The sequence below is a fragment of the Clostridium sp. BSD2780061688st1 H5 genome, assembly GCF_005845155.1.
Taxonomy (GTDB): Bacteria; Bacillota; Clostridia; order Lachnospirales; family Lachnospiraceae; genus Claveliimonas; species Claveliimonas intestinigallinarum.
The window spans coordinates 1-17,403 of record NZ_SPGT01000019.1 but is presented as its reverse complement, the minus strand read 5'-3'; the positions used below and the strand labels follow the sequence as shown (position 1 = coordinate 17,403).

Here is a 17,403-nt window from a genome sequence, read left to right as displayed (position 1 = left end):
ATATATGTGAAAAATTAAATTATTATTTTTCAAAAATCTAAGGAGGAACAAGAAAATGGCAAGAAAAATGAAGACCATGGATGGTAATCATGCAGCAGCTCACGCGTCATATGCGTATACAGATGTTGCGGCTATTTACCCGATCACGCCTTCATCCGTTATGGCAGAAGCCACAGACGAGTGGGCAACACAGGGAAGAAAGAACATCTTTGGACAGGAAGTACAGGTGACAGAGATGCAGTCAGAGGCCGGCGCAGCAGGTGCCGTTCACGGATCTCTGGCAGCAGGTGCCCTGACTACAACATACACAGCTTCCCAGGGTCTGCTTCTTATGATCCCCAACCTTTACAAAATTGCCGGTGAGCAGCTCCCGGGCGTGTTCAACGTATCCGCGCGTGCAGTTGCAAGCCATGCGCTTTCTATCTTCGGTGATCATTCAGACGTTTATGCCTGTCGTCAGACCGGATGCGCAATGCTCTGCGAGTCCAGCGTGCAGGAGGTTATGGACCTGACACCGGTTGCACATTGTGCAGCGATCAAGGGACGTATTCCTTTCATCAACTTCTTTGATGGTTTCCGTACATCTCACGAGATCCAGAAGATCGAGACATGGGATTACGAGGATCTGAAGGACCTGGTAGACATGGATGCCATCGACGCGTTCAGAAAGCATGCCCTGAACCCGAACCATCCGTGCCAGAGAGGTTCCGCTCAGAACCCGGATATCTTCTTCCAGGCAAGAGAGGCAAGCAACCCCTACTACACAGCTATGCCGGCTATCGTTCAGGAGTACATGGACAAGGTTAACGCCAAGATCGGTACAGACTACAAGCTGTTCAACTACTACGGAGCAGAGGACGCAGAGAAGGTTATCATCGCTATGGGATCCGTATGTGATACCATCGAGGAGACTGTTGACTACCTCCTTGCAGCAGGACAGAAGGTCGGACTTGTAAAGGTTCGTCTGTACAGACCGTTCAGCGCACAGGCACTGATCGACGCAATTCCTGACACAGTTAAGACAATTTCCGTATTAGACAGGACAAAAGAGCCTGGAGCTCTCGGTGAGCCTCTGTGGCTGGATGTTGTAGCTGCCTTAAAGGGAACAAAATTCGACGCTGTTCCGATCCTTTCCGGACGCTACGGATTAGGCTCCAAGGACACAACACCTGCTCAGATCGTTGCTGTATACAATAACACAGAGAAAGAGAAATTCACCATCGGTATCGTAGATGACGTGACAGGACTTTCCCTCGAGGAGGGCGAGCAGCTTGTTACAACTCCGGAAGGAACCATCAACTGTAAATTCTGGGGACTTGGAGCTGACGGTACTGTAGGAGCAAACAAGAACTCCATCAAGATCATCGGCGACAACACAGATATGTACGCACAGGCTTACTTTGACTATGACTCCAAGAAGTCCGGCGGTGTGACAATGTCCCACCTTCGCTTTGGTAAGAAGCCGATCAAATCCACATATCTGATCAAGAAGGCTAACTTTGTTGCCTGCCACAACCCGTCCTACATCAACAAGTACAACATGGTACAGGAGCTGGTAGACGGAGGAACATTCCTTCTGAACTGCCCGTGGGATATGGAAGGACTGGAGAAACACCTTCCGGGACAGGTAAAGGCATTTATCGCAAACCACAATATCAAATTCTATACAATCGACGGTATCAAGATCGGTAAGGAGATCGGACTTGGCGGACGTATCAACACAGTGCTTCAGTCTGCATTCTTCAAGCTGGCAGCTATCATTCCGGAGGAGGAAGCCATCGACCTGATGAAGGCCGCTGCAAAGGCTACCTACGGAAGAAAAGGTGACAAGATCGTACAGATGAACTACGACGCCATCGATGCAGGAGCAAAACAGGTTCATGAAGTGACAGTTCCCGAGAGCTGGAAAGACTGCCAGGATGAGGGATTATTCTCACCTGAGGTCAAAGGCGGAAGAGAGGATGTTGTTGACTTCGTTAAGAATATCCAGTCCAAGGTAAACGCTCAGGAAGGAAACACTCTGCCTGTATCCGCTTTCAAGGATTACGTAGACGGCTCCACTCCGTCCGGTACATCCGCATACGAGAAGCGCGGTATCGCGGTAGATATCCCGATCTGGAATCCGGACAACTGTATCCAGTGTAACCGCTGTGCCTATGTATGTCCGCACGCAGTTATCCGTCCTGTAGCCCTGACAGAGGAAGAGGCTGCAAAGGCTCCGGAGGGACTGAAGACTCTGGATATGATCGGTATGCCTGGCATGAAGTTCACAATGACAGTTTCCGCATATGACTGTACAGGATGCGGTTCCTGTGCGAATGTATGCCCGGGCAAGAAGGGCGAGAAGGCTCTCGTTATGGGCAATATGGAGGAGAACGCAGGCGAGCAGGTATACTTCGACTTCGGAAGAGAGATTCCTGTAAAACCGGAAGTAGTTGCAAAATTCAAAGAAAATACAGTGAAAGGTTCTCAGTTCAAACAGCCGCTGCTTGAGTTCTCAGGCGCATGTGCAGGATGTGGCGAGACACCTTACGCAAAACTGATCACACAGCTGTTTGGCGACAGAATGTACATTGCCAACGCTACAGGATGCTCCTCTATCTGGGGTAACTCCTCACCGTCCACACCTTACACGGTAACACCGGAGGGCAAGGGACCGGCATGGGACAACTCTCTGTTTGAGGACAACGCAGAGTTCGGCTATGGTATGCTGCTGGCTCAGAACACCATCAGAGCAGGCCTGAAGACAAAGGTTGAGTCTGTGATGGAGTCTGACAAGGCTTCTGAGGAAGTGAAGGCTGCTTGCAAAGAGTGGCTTGACACATACAGCTGCGGCGCTACAAACGGAACGGCTACGGACAACCTTGTAAAAGCTCTGGAAGGATGCGACTGCGAGGTTTGCAAGGACATCGTAAACAACAAGGACTTCCTGGCCAAGAAATCCCAGTGGGTATTTGGTGGTGACGGATGGGCTTACGATATCGGATTTGGCGGCGTTGACCACGTGCTTGCAAGCGGCAAGGACATCAACGTAATGGTATTCGATACTGAGGTTTACTCCAACACAGGCGGACAGTCCTCCAAGGCTACAAAGACCGGTGCGGTTGCTCAGTTCGCTGCAGGCGGAAAAGAGACAAAGAAGAAAGACCTGGCCGGCATCGCAATGAGCTACGGCTACGTATATGTCGCTCAGATCGCTATGGGTGCTGATTACAACCAGACTGTAAAGGCAATCTCCGAGGCTGAGGCATATCCGGGACCGTCACTCATCATCGCATACGCTCCGTGTATCAACCACGGTATCAAGAAGGGTATGAGCAAGGCTCAGACGGAAGAAGCGCTGGCTGTAGAGTGCGGATACTGGAACAACTTCCGGTTCAACCCGGCAGCAGAGGGCGCGAAGTTTACTCTGGACAGCAAAGAGCCTAAGATGGATGGCTATCAGGAGTTCCTGAACGGCGAGGTTCGTTACAATTCACTTGTAAGATCCAACCCGGAGAAGGCAAAGGTTCTGTTCGCAAAGAACGAGCAGGAGGCAAAAGACAGATACAACTATCTGAAGAAGCTCGTAACTCTCTACGGAACAGAGGAATAAAAGATTTTCAGGACAGAGGAAGTCCGGAAGATATAAGAGAGATCCCGCAGGTGCATATGTGCCTGCGGGATCTCCTGTTATTATGAGAGGTACCGTCGGACAGAGGATATTGATATATAAATAACGGTTGACTTTCGTACCCAAAGATGATAGAAATGTATATATGAATAAGTAAGACTGGATAGAGGCGCGGTGTTCATCAGTACCGCGCGGCCACAGTCCCCGGGAGGACTGCCGCGCAGAGGAAAGGGAAGACCGCCGAAGGGAACAGACGAACCCGGAGCTGTACCCTGGGACACAGTGAGAATATCCTGTGGACTGTCACAACTGTGGAGCGCTATCATAGTGTTGAATGAGGAGGGGATGACACTGCCGGCCGGAGGGAGAGGCAGTGTATACCGTTTGAGAATGACATGCCATGAATGAGTGCGCCCGGCGCTTGTTCATGGCTTTTACTATTTATCTTTGTATAAGAGAGGAAGGTACTTATGAGGAATGTAAAGAGAAAAGTTTTGTGGACGCTCTCTGCTGTCATGCTCTTTGTGGCCTGCAGTCCGCTCCTGTGCTTTGCGGCTGGGGAGGAGACAGAGTACGTCCCCCGGATGTTTGCCACACCCTGGTCGCTCCTGCCGCCCCTTGTGGCCATCGTGCTGGCCCTGATCACCAAGGAGGTGTACAGCTCCCTGTTTATCGGAATTCTGATCGGCGGCATTTTTTACTCGGGATTTACCTTTGAGGGAACCATCACTCACGTTTTCCAGGGAGGCATCATCTCTGTGCTCTCCGACAGCTACAATGTGGGGATTATCGTGTTCCTTGTCATCCTTGGCATCATGGTCTGCATGATGAACAAGGTGGGAGGCTCTGCCGCCTTCGGCGAGTGGGCGAAGGAACACATCAAGACGAGGACAGGGGCCCAGCTTGCCACCATCCTTCTGGGCGTGCTGATCTTTATCGACGACTATTTTAACTGCCTGACAGTGGGGAGCGTTATGCGTCCTGTGACAGACAAGCACAACATCTCCAGGGCCAAGCTGTCCTACCTGATCGACGCCACGGCAGCCCCCGTGTGCATCATCGCCCCCATCTCCTCCTGGGCCGCGGCTGTGACCGGTTTTGTTCCCGGAGAGGACGGGTTCTCCGTTTTTATCCGGGCCATCCCCTACAATTTCTACGCCCTGCTGACCATCGTCATGATGATTGGCATCGCGGTGCTGAAGGTGGATTACGGCCCCATGCGCACCCATGAGCTGAACGCTATCAAGGGCGATATCTACACGACGCCGGACCGCCCCTACGCGGATGCGGAAAAAGAGGTTGTGACAGGAAAAGGGAAGGTGATTGACCTTGTGTTTCCCATTATTGTGCTGATCATCTGCTGTATCATCGGCATGATCTACACGGGAGGATTTTTCTCGGGGACAGATTTTGTCACCTCCTTCTCCCAGAGCGATGCCTCTGTGGGACTGGTGCTGGGCAGCTTCTGCGCCTACGTGATCACCATTGTTTTCTATCTTATCCGCCGTGTCACCAAATTCAGTGAGTGCATGAGCTGTATTCCGGACGGCTTTAAGGCCATGGTGCCGGCTATCCTGATCCTCACCTTTGCCTGGACACTGAAGGCCATGACGGACAGCCTGGGGGCGGATGTGTTTGTGGCTGATCTGGTACAGTCCAGCGCCAGCAGCCTGATGAACTTCCTGCCTGCCATTGTCTTCCTGGTGGGATGCTGTCTGGCCTTTGCCACAGGGACCTCCTGGGGAACCTTCGGTATCCTGATCCCCATTGTGGTGGCGGTATTCCAGGGACAGAATGAGACGATGATGATCATCTCCATCTCCGCCTGCATGGCAGGGGCTGTGTGCGGCGACCACTGCTCGCCCATCTCGGACACAACCATCATGTCCTCGGCGGGAGCTCAGTGCAACCACGTGAACCACGTGACGACTCAGCTTCCCTACGCCATCACTGTGGCGGCCATATCCTTTGTGGTATATATTGTGGCGGGATTTGTCCAGACGGCGTGGATCGCGCTGCCTGTGGGTATTGTGATCACCCTTGGGGTGCTGCTGGTGCTCAGGAACATATATGGAAAAGAAGAGTAGAGAAAAATAGAAAGAGACAGGCGTGTCCGTGCCGGACACGCCTGTCTCTTTTTGCGAGGCTCTGCCGCTTTAAAAATGGTATGTGCGGACAAATTCCGTGAAGGACCTGACGGCGGGAACGTCCATCAGCTCCCGCAGGGTCACATAGTAGATCGGGCGGGACAGCCTTACCTCCAGCGGCACGATACAGCACTCCGGCATCAGCAACTTCTCCGCGATGGAGCGGGAGGAAAAGCCCACTGCCAGGTTCTGGGAGGCCAGCTGCATGACAATATCGGACTGGCTTGTCTCGCAGATGACGTTAGGTGCGATGTGGTGGTCGGAAAACACCTGCTCAATGTCCCTGCGGAAGGAGGACTCCTTTGCCGGCATCAGGATGTCTTTGCCGTCCAGATCGCTGATGGACAGCAGCGGTCTTCCGGCAAGAGGATGCTCTCTGGACATGACGGCCACGTAATAGTCGTCCATGAGCTTGTGGCAGTCGTACTCCTCCCGGGCGGAGAGGGTGTCTGATCCGATGACAAAGGCGGCGTTGATCTGCCGGGAGTCCAGCATGGCAAGCAGGGTGTTGCTTCCCTCCACGTGGAGCTGGTACCGGATCCCCGGGAAGAGGCGGTGATAGTCCGTGATGACCCTTGGCAGCCGCAGATACCCTGCGATCCAGAGCATACCTACGCGGAGCGTTCCCGCCTCCAGAACGCTGTACTTTTTCATGTTTTCCGAGAGCTGGTCCACTTCATTGAGAATTCTGCGGGCTGAGGAGACGAACTGCTCACCGGCCTCGGTCAGGGTGACGGACTTGGAGTGGCGTACAAAGAGGGGAACGCCAAGCTCCTTTTCCAGGTGGAGGATCTGCTGGGAAAGAGAGGGCTGGGAAAGGAAAAGGGCCTTGGCTGCGGCTGAGAAACTCTTTTTCTCCGCTGCGGCCAGAACGTAGCGCATCTGTTGGATCTGCATATGGATGACCTCCTGCTATAAATGATAGATGATATAAGAAAAACCTATAGACATTATAACATATTATTTCTTTACAAATAGCATTAAATTGTATATAATGATAGAGCGATTTAACACATCAAAGTAATAAAGCAAAAGGAATGAGAGGAGAAAGAAAATGCAAAACAAGAAAAGTGTAAAAGACACAGCATTTCTGGTACTTGCCCTCGTAGTTATCATCGGCTCCCGGTTCATGCCGGCGATGGGCGGACTTTCCAAGGACGCGTGGGCTGTGCTGGGCGTATTCTTCGGTTCACTGATCATGTGGATCACGATTTCCATTGACTGGCCGAGTATGATCACTCTGCTGGCCCTTGGTCTACTTCCGTTATTCGGATTTTCAAGCACCTTTGCGGGAGCCTTCGGAAATACCACCGTGGCCTTCCTGCTGTTTACCTTCATGCTGGTATACCCGCTGTCAAAGACAAACTTTGTGCGGCGCTGTACCATCTATTTTATCACAAACAGGATCGCAAGGAAAGGCCCCTGGTATTTTGTGTGCTTCCTGCTTGCGGCCGTGACATTCATGGGACTTTTCATTTCCCCGTCCGTACTGTTCGTGGCCTTCATGCCCTTCCTGGAGGATATCTACCAGGTTCTCGGCCTGAAGAAGGGCGGCAAGGCAGGAAATATGATCATGATGGGTTCCGCCTTCTGTATCAGCCTTTCCTCCGGTATGACAGCCATCGGACATGTGTGGCCCACAATGGCTATCGGATACTACACAGCAGCTACAGGAAATGACGTAAACCAGTTCCAGTACATGGCTATGGGTATCCCCACGGGTATCATCCTGATCGTGATCCTGATCCTGATCTTCAAATTTATCTACCGTCCGGACGATATAAAGGACATCCAGCCTGAGAGGGCCATGAGCCTTCGCGGCACAGTTCCGGCAGCGGACTTCAAGGAGAAGGTGATCCTGGGCGTTATGGCCCTCACTGTATTCCTCTGGGTAGCTCCCAGCCTTGTGCAGAACGTGCTGCCTGACTTCTATGCCACAGTCAACAGCTGGTCCACAGCTATGCCTCCGCTTCTCGGATGTATCATCCTGTTCGTTGTACGGGCAGATGGCGAGAGCATCATGAACTTCAAGGAGACAGTCAGCAAGGGCGTGCTCTGGGGCAGCGTGCTGATGACAGCCGCGGCCACACAGCTTGGCACCTGCCTGACAAACGAGGATGTGGGCATCAGCGCCTGGCTGACAGGCGCGCTGGAGCCGCTGACAGCCAATCTCCCGGTGATCGGCCTGATCCTGTTCTTCATGACATGGGCTGTTATTGAGACAAACTTCTCATCCAACATTGTTACCACGACAGTAGTAAGTGCGGTTGCCCTGTCCGTTCTGACAGCTCTGCCAGCAGGGTCTGTCAATGTGGGAGCTGTAGTCTGCATGGTTGGATTTGCGGCTGCTATCTGCAACATGACACCGGCAGGACAGAGTACGGTCAACACGGTTGCCATTGGTTCCGGATGGACGGATACCAAGTCCATGTTTGTATGGGGTGCGCTGTTTGCTATCGCGGGTATCTTGGTGCTCAGCTTTATCGCTTACCCGCTTGGATCTCTGTTCATCTCATAGATACGGATGACAGTTTATTGGTCTATTGTGTGAGAGGAGAAATTACACGTGGAAAGAAAATATCAGTATGATGTTGTTGTGGTAGGCGGGGGCACGGCCGGTGTGGCCGCTGCCGCCGGTGCGGCCATGACAGGGGCGAAGACACTGCTCATCGAGAGAAATCCTTACCTGGGAGGGGAGGCCACCCACTCCGGCGTGGCCGCCTTCTGCGGATTTTTCACCTGCGGGGGAAACCCTGTGCGGGTCGTGGAGGGGGCGGGGGAGCTGATCCTGAAGGAGATGAAGGCCCTCAGCGAGTCCTCCTGGAATTACGTGGTGTCTGCCACTGGGAATAAAAATATTAACTTTCATCCCGAGTATCTGAAATGCGCCATGGACAATGTATTGGAGAAGGCAGGTGTCACCTGTTTTTTCCACACGAGGATTACTGGCGTCCGCACAGAGGGGCGGGCAGTGACAGCCCTTGAGTGCGTGGACGATGAGGGCTGCTTTCTGGTGGAGGCAAAGGCCTTTGTGGACACGACCGGAGATGCCAATGTAGTTCATCTGGCGGGCGCGCCTACTCTCTGGGGAGATGAGAACGGAAACGTGCAGGCGGCCACTCTTCCCTTCCGGCTGAGCGGCGTGGACACTTCCTGTGACCTGACGCCCCAGGCTGTTGAGAAGGCGGTCATTCGGGCAAAGGAGGAGGGAATTCCCCACCTGACAAAGGAGAAGGGCTTTATCCTGAAAAGAGAGGGCTCGGATCAGGTGGCAGTCCTTCTTCCCAGCACCATCCCCGCGGGCCTGGACTGCCAGGAGCTGACCAGAATGGAGCTGGATACGAGGAGACAGGTGCTCTACTATGTGGAGGCTTTTAAGAAATATCTCCACGGCATGGAGAACTGTGAGCTGACAGTCATCGGCCCGGCCATCGGCTTCCGTGAGACGAGGCGGATGAAGGGCAAAGAGATCATCACCGCACAGGATGTGCTGGGAAGGAGAAAACGGCCCGACGGTGTGGCGAGAGCCGGATGGAAGCCGGAGATCCACATGGACGCCAACAAGATGGGAACCTACATCGAGGTGTCCGAGGGCAGCTGGTTTGACGTGCCCTTGGGGGCGCTCCAGTGCGAGAGCATGGACAATCTCTACGGCGCCGGCAGGATGGTGTCCTCTGAGCAGACGGCCCACGCGGCGGTCCGGGTTATGGGAACCTGCTTTGCCACAGGACATGCGGCAGGCGTCGCGGCGGCTTGCCAGGCGCTCCGGGGACAGGCGGAAGCAGACACTGTCCGGGAGGAGCTCAGGAAGCAGGGAGCGCTGCTGTAGCACGGCTGTAAGGCATTAGGAAATTTTGTAAAAGAGACAGGGAAGGAGACGGATTATGACACTTGAGGAAGCACGCGCGGATATTGACGCTGTGGACACACAGATGAAACCTTTATTTTTAAAGAGAATGGAATGTGCCAAAAAGGTGGCCGAGGTGAAGGCCGAGACAGGGGGCGATGTGTTCGTCCTGGAGAGAGAGCGTTCCATTATCGAGAAGAGAGCCGGAGACGTGGACCAGGAGGTCTATGATGAGTATGTCACATTTCTGCGCCATCTCATGAGCGTCAGCAGAAGGTATCAGTACGGCAAGCTGACAGCCATGCAGGACACGGTAGTGGACGGCGCGGCGCAGGCGGCAGGCGTGGACGAGAATGCGGACCACACACAGGTAGAGATCTCCTTTACCTGTCCCTCTGCCACAAGCGATCTCAATCTCTTTGTCAATATGACAAAGCTGAACAAGATCACCATAGACAGCATGAATCTGGCGACAGAGGATGGCGTCCAGAAGATCACCATGACGCTGGACGGCAATCTGAAGGAGAGCAATATGCGCCGTCTGCTCTGCCAGATCGGCAAAGAGGCAGACGACTTTAAAATCCTGGCAGTAAAATAGCGACTGGCAGTGTGAAAGGAAAAGGGAACCCGGCGGGGCTGCGAGCAGCTCTTCCGGGTTCCCTTTGCGGTTCCGGGGATATGTTTCCGGGGCTATGGGTAAAGGATTTTACAGGATTTTTTCAAAGGCGATCCTCGCATCCCCGTCCTCGGCCCCGCCTTTCAGATAGATGGTACCGCAGCGGGAGAAGCCGGATTTCTCCAGGGCCCGCTGCATGGGCAGGTTGCCTGCGTGTGTGTCGATGCGGATGCTCTCCATACCCCTCTCCCGGGCCAGGGCGGCGGCCTCTTCAAAGAGCCTGCCCGCGTACCCTTCTCCCCGCAGGGCGGCGTTTACAGCCATGCGGTGGATGGCGGCGTAGGCGGGGACTGCGCCGCCTTCATTTTCGGTCAGCCACTGCCCGCCGTAAATATTTCCGTAGGATGGATCTTCCGTGAAGGTGAGGGCGCACACAGCCGCGATACGCCCTTCCTCCTCCAGCACATAGCCAAGGCTTGTGGCTGTGTCGGAGAGGAAGATCTGCTGGTCCGGGTAGCCCTTCTGCCACTGGTCCAGCCCCTGAGACCTGAGAAAGGCACGGGCCCGCTCGATGATCTCCATGATTTCTTCTATATCCTCCGGGGTGGAATGTCTGAATGTGGTCATTTTTTGTATCCTCCGATCATTTTTTTGGCAGTATGTATTGACTATAACACATACCAGGATTTTTTTCATCCTGTCAGACTGGTAAAAAGAGATGATTAGCTTTCTTATTTGCGGGAAAACTGCTATAATATATGTTCAGATAAAAAGAGATTAAGAAAGAAACGGGGATAGATAGTATGGAGATAAACAACTGCAAAGCCTATGAGCTGATCCGCCGGGAGGAGCTGGACGGGATCAAATCCACAGGTTACCTTTTGAGACACAAAAAGAGCGGCGCCAGAGTGGTCCTCATTGAAAATGACGACGACAACAAGGTGTTCAGCATCGCCTTTAGAACGCCCCCCTCAGACAGCACCGGAGTGCCTCATATTATGGAGCACTCGGTTCTTTGCGGGTCAAAGCATTTCCCGGCCAAGGATCCCTTTGTGGAACTGGTGAAGGGCTCCCTGAATACCTTTTTAAATGCCATGACCTACCCGGACAAGACGGTCTATCCGGTGGCCAGCTGCAATGACAGGGATTTCCAGAACCTAATGCATGTGTACATGGATGCCGTGCTGTACCCCAACATTTACGAGCACGATGAGATCTTCCGCCAGGAGGGCTGGAGCTACCACCTGGAGGAGAAGGACGGAAAGCTGACCTACAACGGGGTCGTGTACAATGAGATGAAGGGGGCCTTTTCCTCCCCCGAGGGCGTGCTGGACAGAGTGGTGCTGAACACTCTGTTCCCGGACACCTCCTACGCAAATGAGTCCGGCGGGGACCCGGACGTGATCCCGGAGCTGACCTATGAGCAGTTTCTTGATTTTCACCGGAGATACTACCATCCGTCCAACAGCTACATTTACCTCTACGGGGATATGGACATGGAGGAGAAGCTGAACTGGCTGGATGAGGAGTACCTGTGCCGGTATGAAAATGAGCCGGTGGACTCTGCCATCCGTCTGCAGAAGCCCTTTACAAGTATGGCTGAAAAGGAGATTCCCTACTCCATAGCAAGCGATGAGCCGGAGGAGGACAACACTTATCTCTCCTACAATAAAGTTATTGGCACCAGCCTGGACCGGGAGCTGTATCTGGCCTTCCAGATCCTGGACTACGCCCTTTTGTCCGCGCCGGGAGCGCCCCTTAAGAAGGCGCTGACAGATGCCGGGATAGGAAAGGACATTATGGGCTCCTACGACAACGGTATTTACCAGCCTATCTTCTCTGTGATCGCCAAAAATGCCAACGTGGAGCAGAAGGAAGAATTTGTCCGCATTATCGAGGACGTGCTGACCGGCATAGCGGACAGGGGACTGGACAGGAAGGCCCTGGAGGCGGGCATCAACTACCATGAATTCCGCTACAGGGAGGCGGATTTTGGCAGCTATCCAAAGGGACTTATGTACGGGCTGCAGATGATGGACAGCTGGCTCTACGATGAGAATGAGCCCTTTATGCACATTGACGCCCTTGCTACCTTTGAGTTCCTGAAAAAGCAGGTGGGGACAGGCTACTATGAAGAGCTGATCCGGAAATACCTGCTGGACAACACCCACGGAGCCATCGTTGTGGTGAAGCCGGAGCGGGGCCGCACCGCCAGGATGGACCGTGAGCTGGAGGAGAAGCTTGAAGCCTACAAGGAGAGCTTAAGCGACGCCGAGAAGGAGCGCATGGTGGAGCGGACAAAGGAACTGGAGGATTACCAGTCCCAGCCTGACAGGCAGTCGGACATTGCGAAGATCCCGGTGCTGAAGCGGACAGATATTTCCCGGGATATTGCGCCCATCATCAATGAGGAGATGACGCTGGCGGATGTGCCAGCTGTGTTCCACGAGACATGGACCAACGGCATTGGCTACGTGGACCTGATGTTTGACCTGTCGGACGTGCCGGAGGAGATGCTGGGCTATGTGGGCATCCTTCAGTCCGTGCTGGGCATTATCGACACAGAGAACTATGAGTACGGGGAGCTGTTCAATGAGATCAACAGTCACACCGGCGGTATCGGCACCTCACTGGAGCTCTACAACGACGTGACGAGGGTGGAGGAGAAGGCCTTCCGTGCTACCTTTGAGATCAAGGCCAGAGCCATGTACGGCCAGCTTCCCTTTGCCTTCCGGATGATGAAGGAGATCCTCACCAGGTCAAAGCTGGGAGATACAAAGCGGATCAGGGAGATCCTTGATATGCTGAAATCCCGCCTGCTCATGCGTTTCCAGTCATCAGGTCACACAACGGCTGCCCTGCGGGCTCTGTCCTACGCTTCGCTTTCGGCGAAATTCAAGGACATGACAGGTGGCATTGAGTTCTATCAGTTCGTGGCAGACCTGACAGACCACTTTGAGGAGAGAAAGGAGGACCTGACCCGGGCCCTTGAGGCGCTCGGCCGGCAGATCTTCCGGGGAGACAATATGATGGTCAGCTACACAGCCTCCCGGGAGGGGCTGGACGGCCTGGAGGAGTTGGTAAAGGAGATGAAGGAGGGCCTCTTTGCAGGCGAGGCGCCGGAGACGCCCTGTGTGATCCACTGCCAGAAGAAGAACGAGGGCTTCAAGACAGCCTCCAAGGTCCAGTATGTGGCCCGCACAGGCAACTTCATTGACCACGGCGCGTCCTACACAGGAGCCCTGCAGATCCTGAAGGTGATCTTAAGCTATGACTATCTGTGGCAGAATATCCGCGTCAAGGGCGGCGCTTACGGCTGCATGAGCAACTTCAACCGGATCGGGGAGGGGTATCTCGTCTCCTATCGGGATCCCCACCTGAAGCGAACCATGGACGTGTACGAGGGCGTTGTGGACTATCTGAAGAGCTTTACGGTTAGCGACCGGGATATGAACAAGTACATTATCGGAACCATCAGTAACCTGGATCAGCCCATGACCCCGGCTTCCAGAGGCGACCGGTCCATGAACCTCTACATGAACCATGTCAGCGCGGACATGATCCGCCAGGAGCGGGCTCAGGTGCTGGACGCCACCCAGGAGGATATCCGTGCCCTGGCCGGTGTGGTGGAAGCCATGCTGGCGGCAGACCAGATCTGCGTCATCGGAAGCGAGGAGAAGATCGAGGAGAACAGGGATATGTTCGACAGCGTGACAAGCTTTTAATAAAGGAGTTAATATGACAGACAATTTTAAATCAGGATTTGCGACTCTCATAGGCCGGCCAAACGTTGGAAAGTCAACGCTTATGAACTATTTGATCGGCCAGAAGATCGCCATAACATCCAACAAGCCCCAGACCACAAGGAACAGGATACAGACCGTGCTGACCACGGAGGAGGGACAGATCGTCTTCGTGGACACGCCGGGCATCCATAAGGCCAAGAATAAGCTGGGTGAGTATATGGTCAATATTGCCGAGCGGACTCTCAACGAGGTGGACGTGGTGCTCTGGCTGGTGGAGCCCACCACATTTATCGGGGCAGGTGAGAAGCACATCGCTGACCAGCTCCAAAAGGTACATACGCCGGTGATCCTTGTGATCAACAAGGTGGACATGGTGAAACGGGAGGAAGTGCTTCCGGCCATCGCCGCCTACAAGGATCTCTACGAATTCGCCGAGATCGTGCCCGTGTCGGCCAGGAGCGGAGAGAACACAGACGAGCTTCTGAGGGTGATCATGAAATACCTTCCCTATGGCCCTCAGTTTTACGATGAGGACACCATCACGGACCAGCCGGAACGCCAGATTGTGGCAGAGCTGATCCGGGAGAAGGCCCTGCACTGCCTCAATGAGGAAATCCCCCACGGCATTGCCGTGACCATTGAGAGCATGAAGAAAAACAGGAAGGTCATGCACATTGACGCCACCATTATCTGTGAGCGGGACAGCCACAAGGGGATAATCATTGGAAAACAAGGAAATATGTTGAAAAAGATCGGCAGCACGGCCCGGTATGAAATCGAAAAAATGCTGGGATGCCAGGTAAATCTGAAGCTCTGGGTGAAGGTGAAGAAGGACTGGAGAGACAGCGAATACCTGATGAAAAATTTTGGATACCGGGAGGATGAATAAAAGGAACCGTTCACAGGAGATGCTAAACTCATCAGCAGGAAGATGAGGTGACGCAATGGAAGAATACTGGGACAGGTTTATGCGCTCGGGAGCTGTCAGGGACTATCTCGAGTACAAAGGGATGGAGATGTGCATGGAGATCATGCAGAAATATGACGACCCGGCAGCCGGGATGGGAGAGAAAAAGATTGGAACAGATTACGTTGACGGGAATGGTCCTTTTGACCACTCCTATCGGTGAATATGACAAGAGAGTGGTGCTGCTGACAAAGGAGCGGGGGAAGATCGCCGCGTTTGCCAGGGGGGCGCGCAGACCCAACAATCCCCTGTCAGGCGCGACAGAACCCTTCTCCTTTGGAAGCTTCTCCCTGTATGAGGGGCGGACCTCCTACACCATGGTGTCCGCCTCTATTTCCAACTATTTCGTCGAGCTGCGGATGGATGTGGAGGGCGCCTGCTACGGGTTCTATTTCATGGATATAGCCAACTACTATGCCCGGGAGGCAAATGATGAGACGGAGCTTTTAAAGCTTCTCTATCAGACTCTGCGGGCTCTGGCAAAAAAGTCCATTCCGGACAGGCTGATCCGGTACATATATGAGCTGAAGGCCATTACCATAAACGGCGAGGGGCCGGACGTATTTCACTGCGTGATCTGCCGGAAAAGTACGGAGGGGAGCTTTTTCAGTCCTCTTAAGGGGGGACTTGTCTGTGACGGGTGCCGGCCCCACAGTGTGGACTGCCTGCCCATGGATCCCTCCACCCTCTACGCCATGCAGTATATCGAGACATCCAGCATTGAGAAGCTGTATACCTTTGCGGTGTCGGAGAAGGTGCTGGGGGAGCTGGGGGCGATCATGAAAAGATATATGGAAATCTATGTGGATCGGCATTTTAAATCACTGGATATACTGGAGCAGATGATCGGGGCTTGAAAACTGCGGTACTTAACGTTATAATATTGACATTATCCAGAACTATATGAAGGAGAGAAAGAAAAATGGTTGAGAAGACAATGGACAAAATCGTAGGCCTTGCAAAATCTAGAGGTTTTGTCTATCCGGGGTCTGAGATTTACGGTGGTCTTGCAAATACATGGGACTATGGAAATCTTGGTGTGGAGCTGAAAAACAATGTAAAGAAGGCCTGGTGGCAGAAATTTGTCCAGGAAAATCCCTACAATGTAGGCGTGGACTGCGCGATCCTGATGAATCCCCAGACATGGGTGGCGTCCGGACATCTGGGCGGCTTCAGCGATCCTCTGATGGACTGTAAGGAGTGCCACGAGAGATTTCGCGCGGACAAGATGATCGAGGACTACGCTCAGGAGAACGGTATTGATATTGGCCCCTCCATTGATGGCTGGAGCCATGAGCAGATGGAGGCCTTTATCGAGGAACATAACATTCCCTGCCCATCCTGCGGCAAACATAATTTCACGGAGATCCGGGAGTTCAATCTCATGTTCAAGACCTTCCAGGGGGTGACAGAGGACGCAAAGAATACCGTGTACCTGCGGCCGGAGACAGCTCAGGGCATTTTTGTGAACTTTAAAAATGTGCAGCGCACATCCAGAAAGAAGATCCCCTTTGGTATCTGCCAGATTGGAAAGTCTTTCAGGAACGAGATCACACCTGGAAACTTTATTTTCCGAACAAGAGAATTTGAGCAGATGGAGCTGGAGTTCTTCTGTGAGCCGGGAACAGACCTTGAGTGGCATGCGTACTGGAAGAAGTACTGCCTTGACTGGCTGAAGACCCTGGGAATTAAGGAAGAAGAGATGCGGGCGAGAGACCACTCTCCCGAGGAGCTGTGCTTCTACAGCCGGGCTACCACAGACGTGGAATTCCTCTTCCCCTTCGGTTGGGGCGAGCTCTGGGGCATCGCGGACAGAACAGACTACGATCTGAGCCAGCACCAGGAGGTGTCCAAGCAGGATCTGACCTACTTCGACGATGAGAAGAAGGAAAAATACATCCCCTACGTCATTGAGCCCTCACTGGGAGCGGACCGCATGGTTCTGGCCTTCCTGTGCAGCGCCTATGACGAGGAGGAGCTGGAGGGCGGCGATATGCGTACAGTCCTTCATTTCCATCCGGCCATCGCGCCTGTGAAGATCGGCGTTCTGCCTCTCTCCAAGAAGCTGAGTGAGGGCGCTGCCAAGGTCTACACACAGCTCTGCAAAAAATACAACTGTGAGTTCGACGAGAGAGGAAATATCGGAAAGCGCTACCGCCGTCAGGATGAGATCGGAACTCCCTACTGCGTGACCTATGACTTTGAGTCCGAGGAGGACGGGGCAGTGACTGTCCGCGACAGAGATACCATGGAGCAGGAGAGGATCAAGATCGAGGATCTGGACAAATATTTCGAGAAGAAGTTTGAGTGGTAAAATCGTAAGCGGTAAAAATGCAGTAAAAAAGATCGGTTCAATTTTGAACCGATCTTTTCAGACTGTAGACAAAGGTGAGGGTGTCCCAAAACTATGAATTTTTAAATTTATAGGAAAGGGGCACCCTTTCTTTTATCAAAAGGCTCTTTCATA

Annotated in this window: 12 protein-coding genes and 1 riboswitch; of the genes, 10 read left to right on the top strand and 2 right to left on the bottom strand. The window is 53.3% G+C overall.

All coding sequences use genetic code 11. From position 1 onward, the window contains the following. The first annotated feature begins 55 nt into the window (after positions 1-55). Together nifJ and FGQ86_RS11845 are read left to right on the top strand one after the other, a co-directional pair. Positions 56-3,595: a pyruvate:ferredoxin (flavodoxin) oxidoreductase gene (gene nifJ, locus FGQ86_RS11850; RefSeq protein WP_033124380.1), complete on the top strand. Its 3,540-nt coding sequence runs from the start codon at positions 56-58 to the stop codon at positions 3,593-3,595. Between the two features lie 174 nt (positions 3,596-3,769). Next, positions 3,770-3,943: riboswitch (Lysine riboswitch) on the top strand. 140 nt (positions 3,944-4,083) lie between these two features. Beyond that, positions 4,084-5,700, top strand: a complete 1,617-nt coding sequence (locus tag FGQ86_RS11845) for a Na+/H+ antiporter NhaC family protein (protein ID WP_052083747.1) — start codon at positions 4,084-4,086, stop codon at positions 5,698-5,700. Between the two features lie 69 nt (positions 5,701-5,769). On the opposite strand, the gene FGQ86_RS11840 is transcribed toward FGQ86_RS11845, so the two are convergent. Continuing rightward, positions 5,770-6,657, bottom strand: a complete 888-nt coding sequence (locus tag FGQ86_RS11840) for a LysR family transcriptional regulator (RefSeq protein WP_138304197.1) — start codon at positions 6,655-6,657, stop codon at positions 5,770-5,772. A 157-nt stretch (positions 6,658-6,814) separates the two neighbouring features. Between FGQ86_RS11840 and FGQ86_RS11835 the strand changes: the two genes are divergently transcribed. From FGQ86_RS11835 to FGQ86_RS11825, 3 genes are read left to right on the top strand one after another with little or no spacing between them, the layout of a single operon-like run. Continuing rightward, positions 6,815-8,278, top strand: coding sequence for an SLC13 family permease (locus FGQ86_RS11835; protein WP_033124378.1), 1,464 nt, complete (start codon positions 6,815-6,817; stop codon positions 8,276-8,278). Positions 8,279-8,326: 48 nt separating this feature from the next. Next, a complete protein-coding gene (locus tag FGQ86_RS11830) occupies positions 8,327-9,589 on the top strand; it encodes an FAD-dependent oxidoreductase (RefSeq protein WP_033124377.1) in 1,263 nt (420 codons plus the stop codon). A gap of 55 nt (positions 9,590-9,644) precedes the next feature. Then, positions 9,645-10,205 carry a chorismate mutase gene (locus FGQ86_RS11825; RefSeq protein WP_033124376.1) on the top strand — a complete coding sequence of 187 codons (561 nt, stop codon included), beginning with the start codon at positions 9,645-9,647 and terminating at the stop codon, positions 10,203-10,205. Positions 10,206-10,313: 108 nt separating this feature from the next. Here the strand turns inward: FGQ86_RS11825 and FGQ86_RS11820 are convergent, their stop codons facing one another. Continuing rightward, positions 10,314-10,850 carry a GNAT family N-acetyltransferase gene (locus FGQ86_RS11820; RefSeq protein ID WP_033124375.1) on the bottom strand — a complete coding sequence of 179 codons (537 nt, stop codon included), beginning with the start codon at positions 10,848-10,850 and terminating at the stop codon, positions 10,314-10,316. A 176-nt stretch (positions 10,851-11,026) separates the two neighbouring features. Here FGQ86_RS11820 and FGQ86_RS11815 point away from each other — a divergent pair, with 176 nt between their 5' ends. The 5 genes from FGQ86_RS11815 (at position 11,027) to FGQ86_RS11795 (ending at position 17,250) form a co-directional block, all read left to right on the top strand. After that, positions 11,027-13,948 carry an insulinase family protein gene (locus FGQ86_RS11815; RefSeq protein WP_138304195.1) on the top strand — a complete coding sequence of 974 codons (2,922 nt, stop codon included), beginning with the start codon at positions 11,027-11,029 and terminating at the stop codon, positions 13,946-13,948. Positions 13,949-13,961: 13 nt separating this feature from the next. Beyond that, the gene (gene era / locus FGQ86_RS11810) at positions 13,962-14,858 is read left to right on the top strand and encodes a GTPase Era (protein WP_138304193.1); all 897 of its coding nucleotides are present in this window, start codon (positions 13,962-13,964) and stop codon (positions 14,856-14,858) included. 55 nt (positions 14,859-14,913) lie between these two features. After that, entirely contained in the window at positions 14,914-15,099 is a 186-nt protein-coding gene (locus FGQ86_RS11805) for a hypothetical protein (protein WP_138304191.1), read from the top strand. Beyond that, complete coding sequence (gene recO, locus FGQ86_RS11800) at positions 15,047-15,793, top strand: DNA repair protein RecO (protein WP_138304189.1); 747 nt, start codon at positions 15,047-15,049, stop codon at positions 15,791-15,793. Before FGQ86_RS11805 ends, recO begins: the two co-directional genes overlap by 53 nt. 65 nt (positions 15,794-15,858) lie before the next feature. Further along, the gene (locus FGQ86_RS11795) at positions 15,859-17,250 is read left to right on the top strand and encodes a glycine--tRNA ligase (RefSeq protein WP_033124372.1); all 1,392 of its coding nucleotides are present in this window, start codon (positions 15,859-15,861) and stop codon (positions 17,248-17,250) included. Positions 17,251-17,403: the final 153 nt, after the last annotated feature.

Bases quoted from the DNA above. Each gene is read 5' to 3' on its own strand.
- FGQ86_RS11840 (WP_138304197.1), bottom strand. From the start codon at position 6,657: ATGCAGATCCAACAGATGCGCTACGTTCTGGCCGCAGCGGAGAAAAAG.
- era (WP_138304193.1), top strand. From the start codon at position 13,962: ATGACAGACAATTTTAAATCAGGATTTGCGACTCTCATAGGCCGGCCA.
- FGQ86_RS11820 (WP_033124375.1), bottom strand. From the start codon at position 10,850: ATGACCACATTCAGACATTCCACCCCGGAGGATATAGAAGAAATCATG.
- FGQ86_RS11845 (WP_052083747.1), top strand. From the start codon at position 4,084: ATGAGGAATGTAAAGAGAAAAGTTTTGTGGACGCTCTCTGCTGTCATG.
- FGQ86_RS11805 (WP_138304191.1), top strand. From the start codon at position 14,914: ATGGAAGAATACTGGGACAGGTTTATGCGCTCGGGAGCTGTCAGGGAC.
- FGQ86_RS11835 (WP_033124378.1), top strand. From the start codon at position 6,815: ATGCAAAACAAGAAAAGTGTAAAAGACACAGCATTTCTGGTACTTGCC.
- FGQ86_RS11825 (WP_033124376.1), top strand. From the start codon at position 9,645: ATGACACTTGAGGAAGCACGCGCGGATATTGACGCTGTGGACACACAG.
- FGQ86_RS11815 (WP_138304195.1), top strand. From the start codon at position 11,027: ATGGAGATAAACAACTGCAAAGCCTATGAGCTGATCCGCCGGGAGGAG.
- nifJ (WP_033124380.1), top strand. From the start codon at position 56: ATGGCAAGAAAAATGAAGACCATGGATGGTAATCATGCAGCAGCTCAC.
- FGQ86_RS11795 (WP_033124372.1), top strand. From the start codon at position 15,859: ATGGTTGAGAAGACAATGGACAAAATCGTAGGCCTTGCAAAATCTAGA.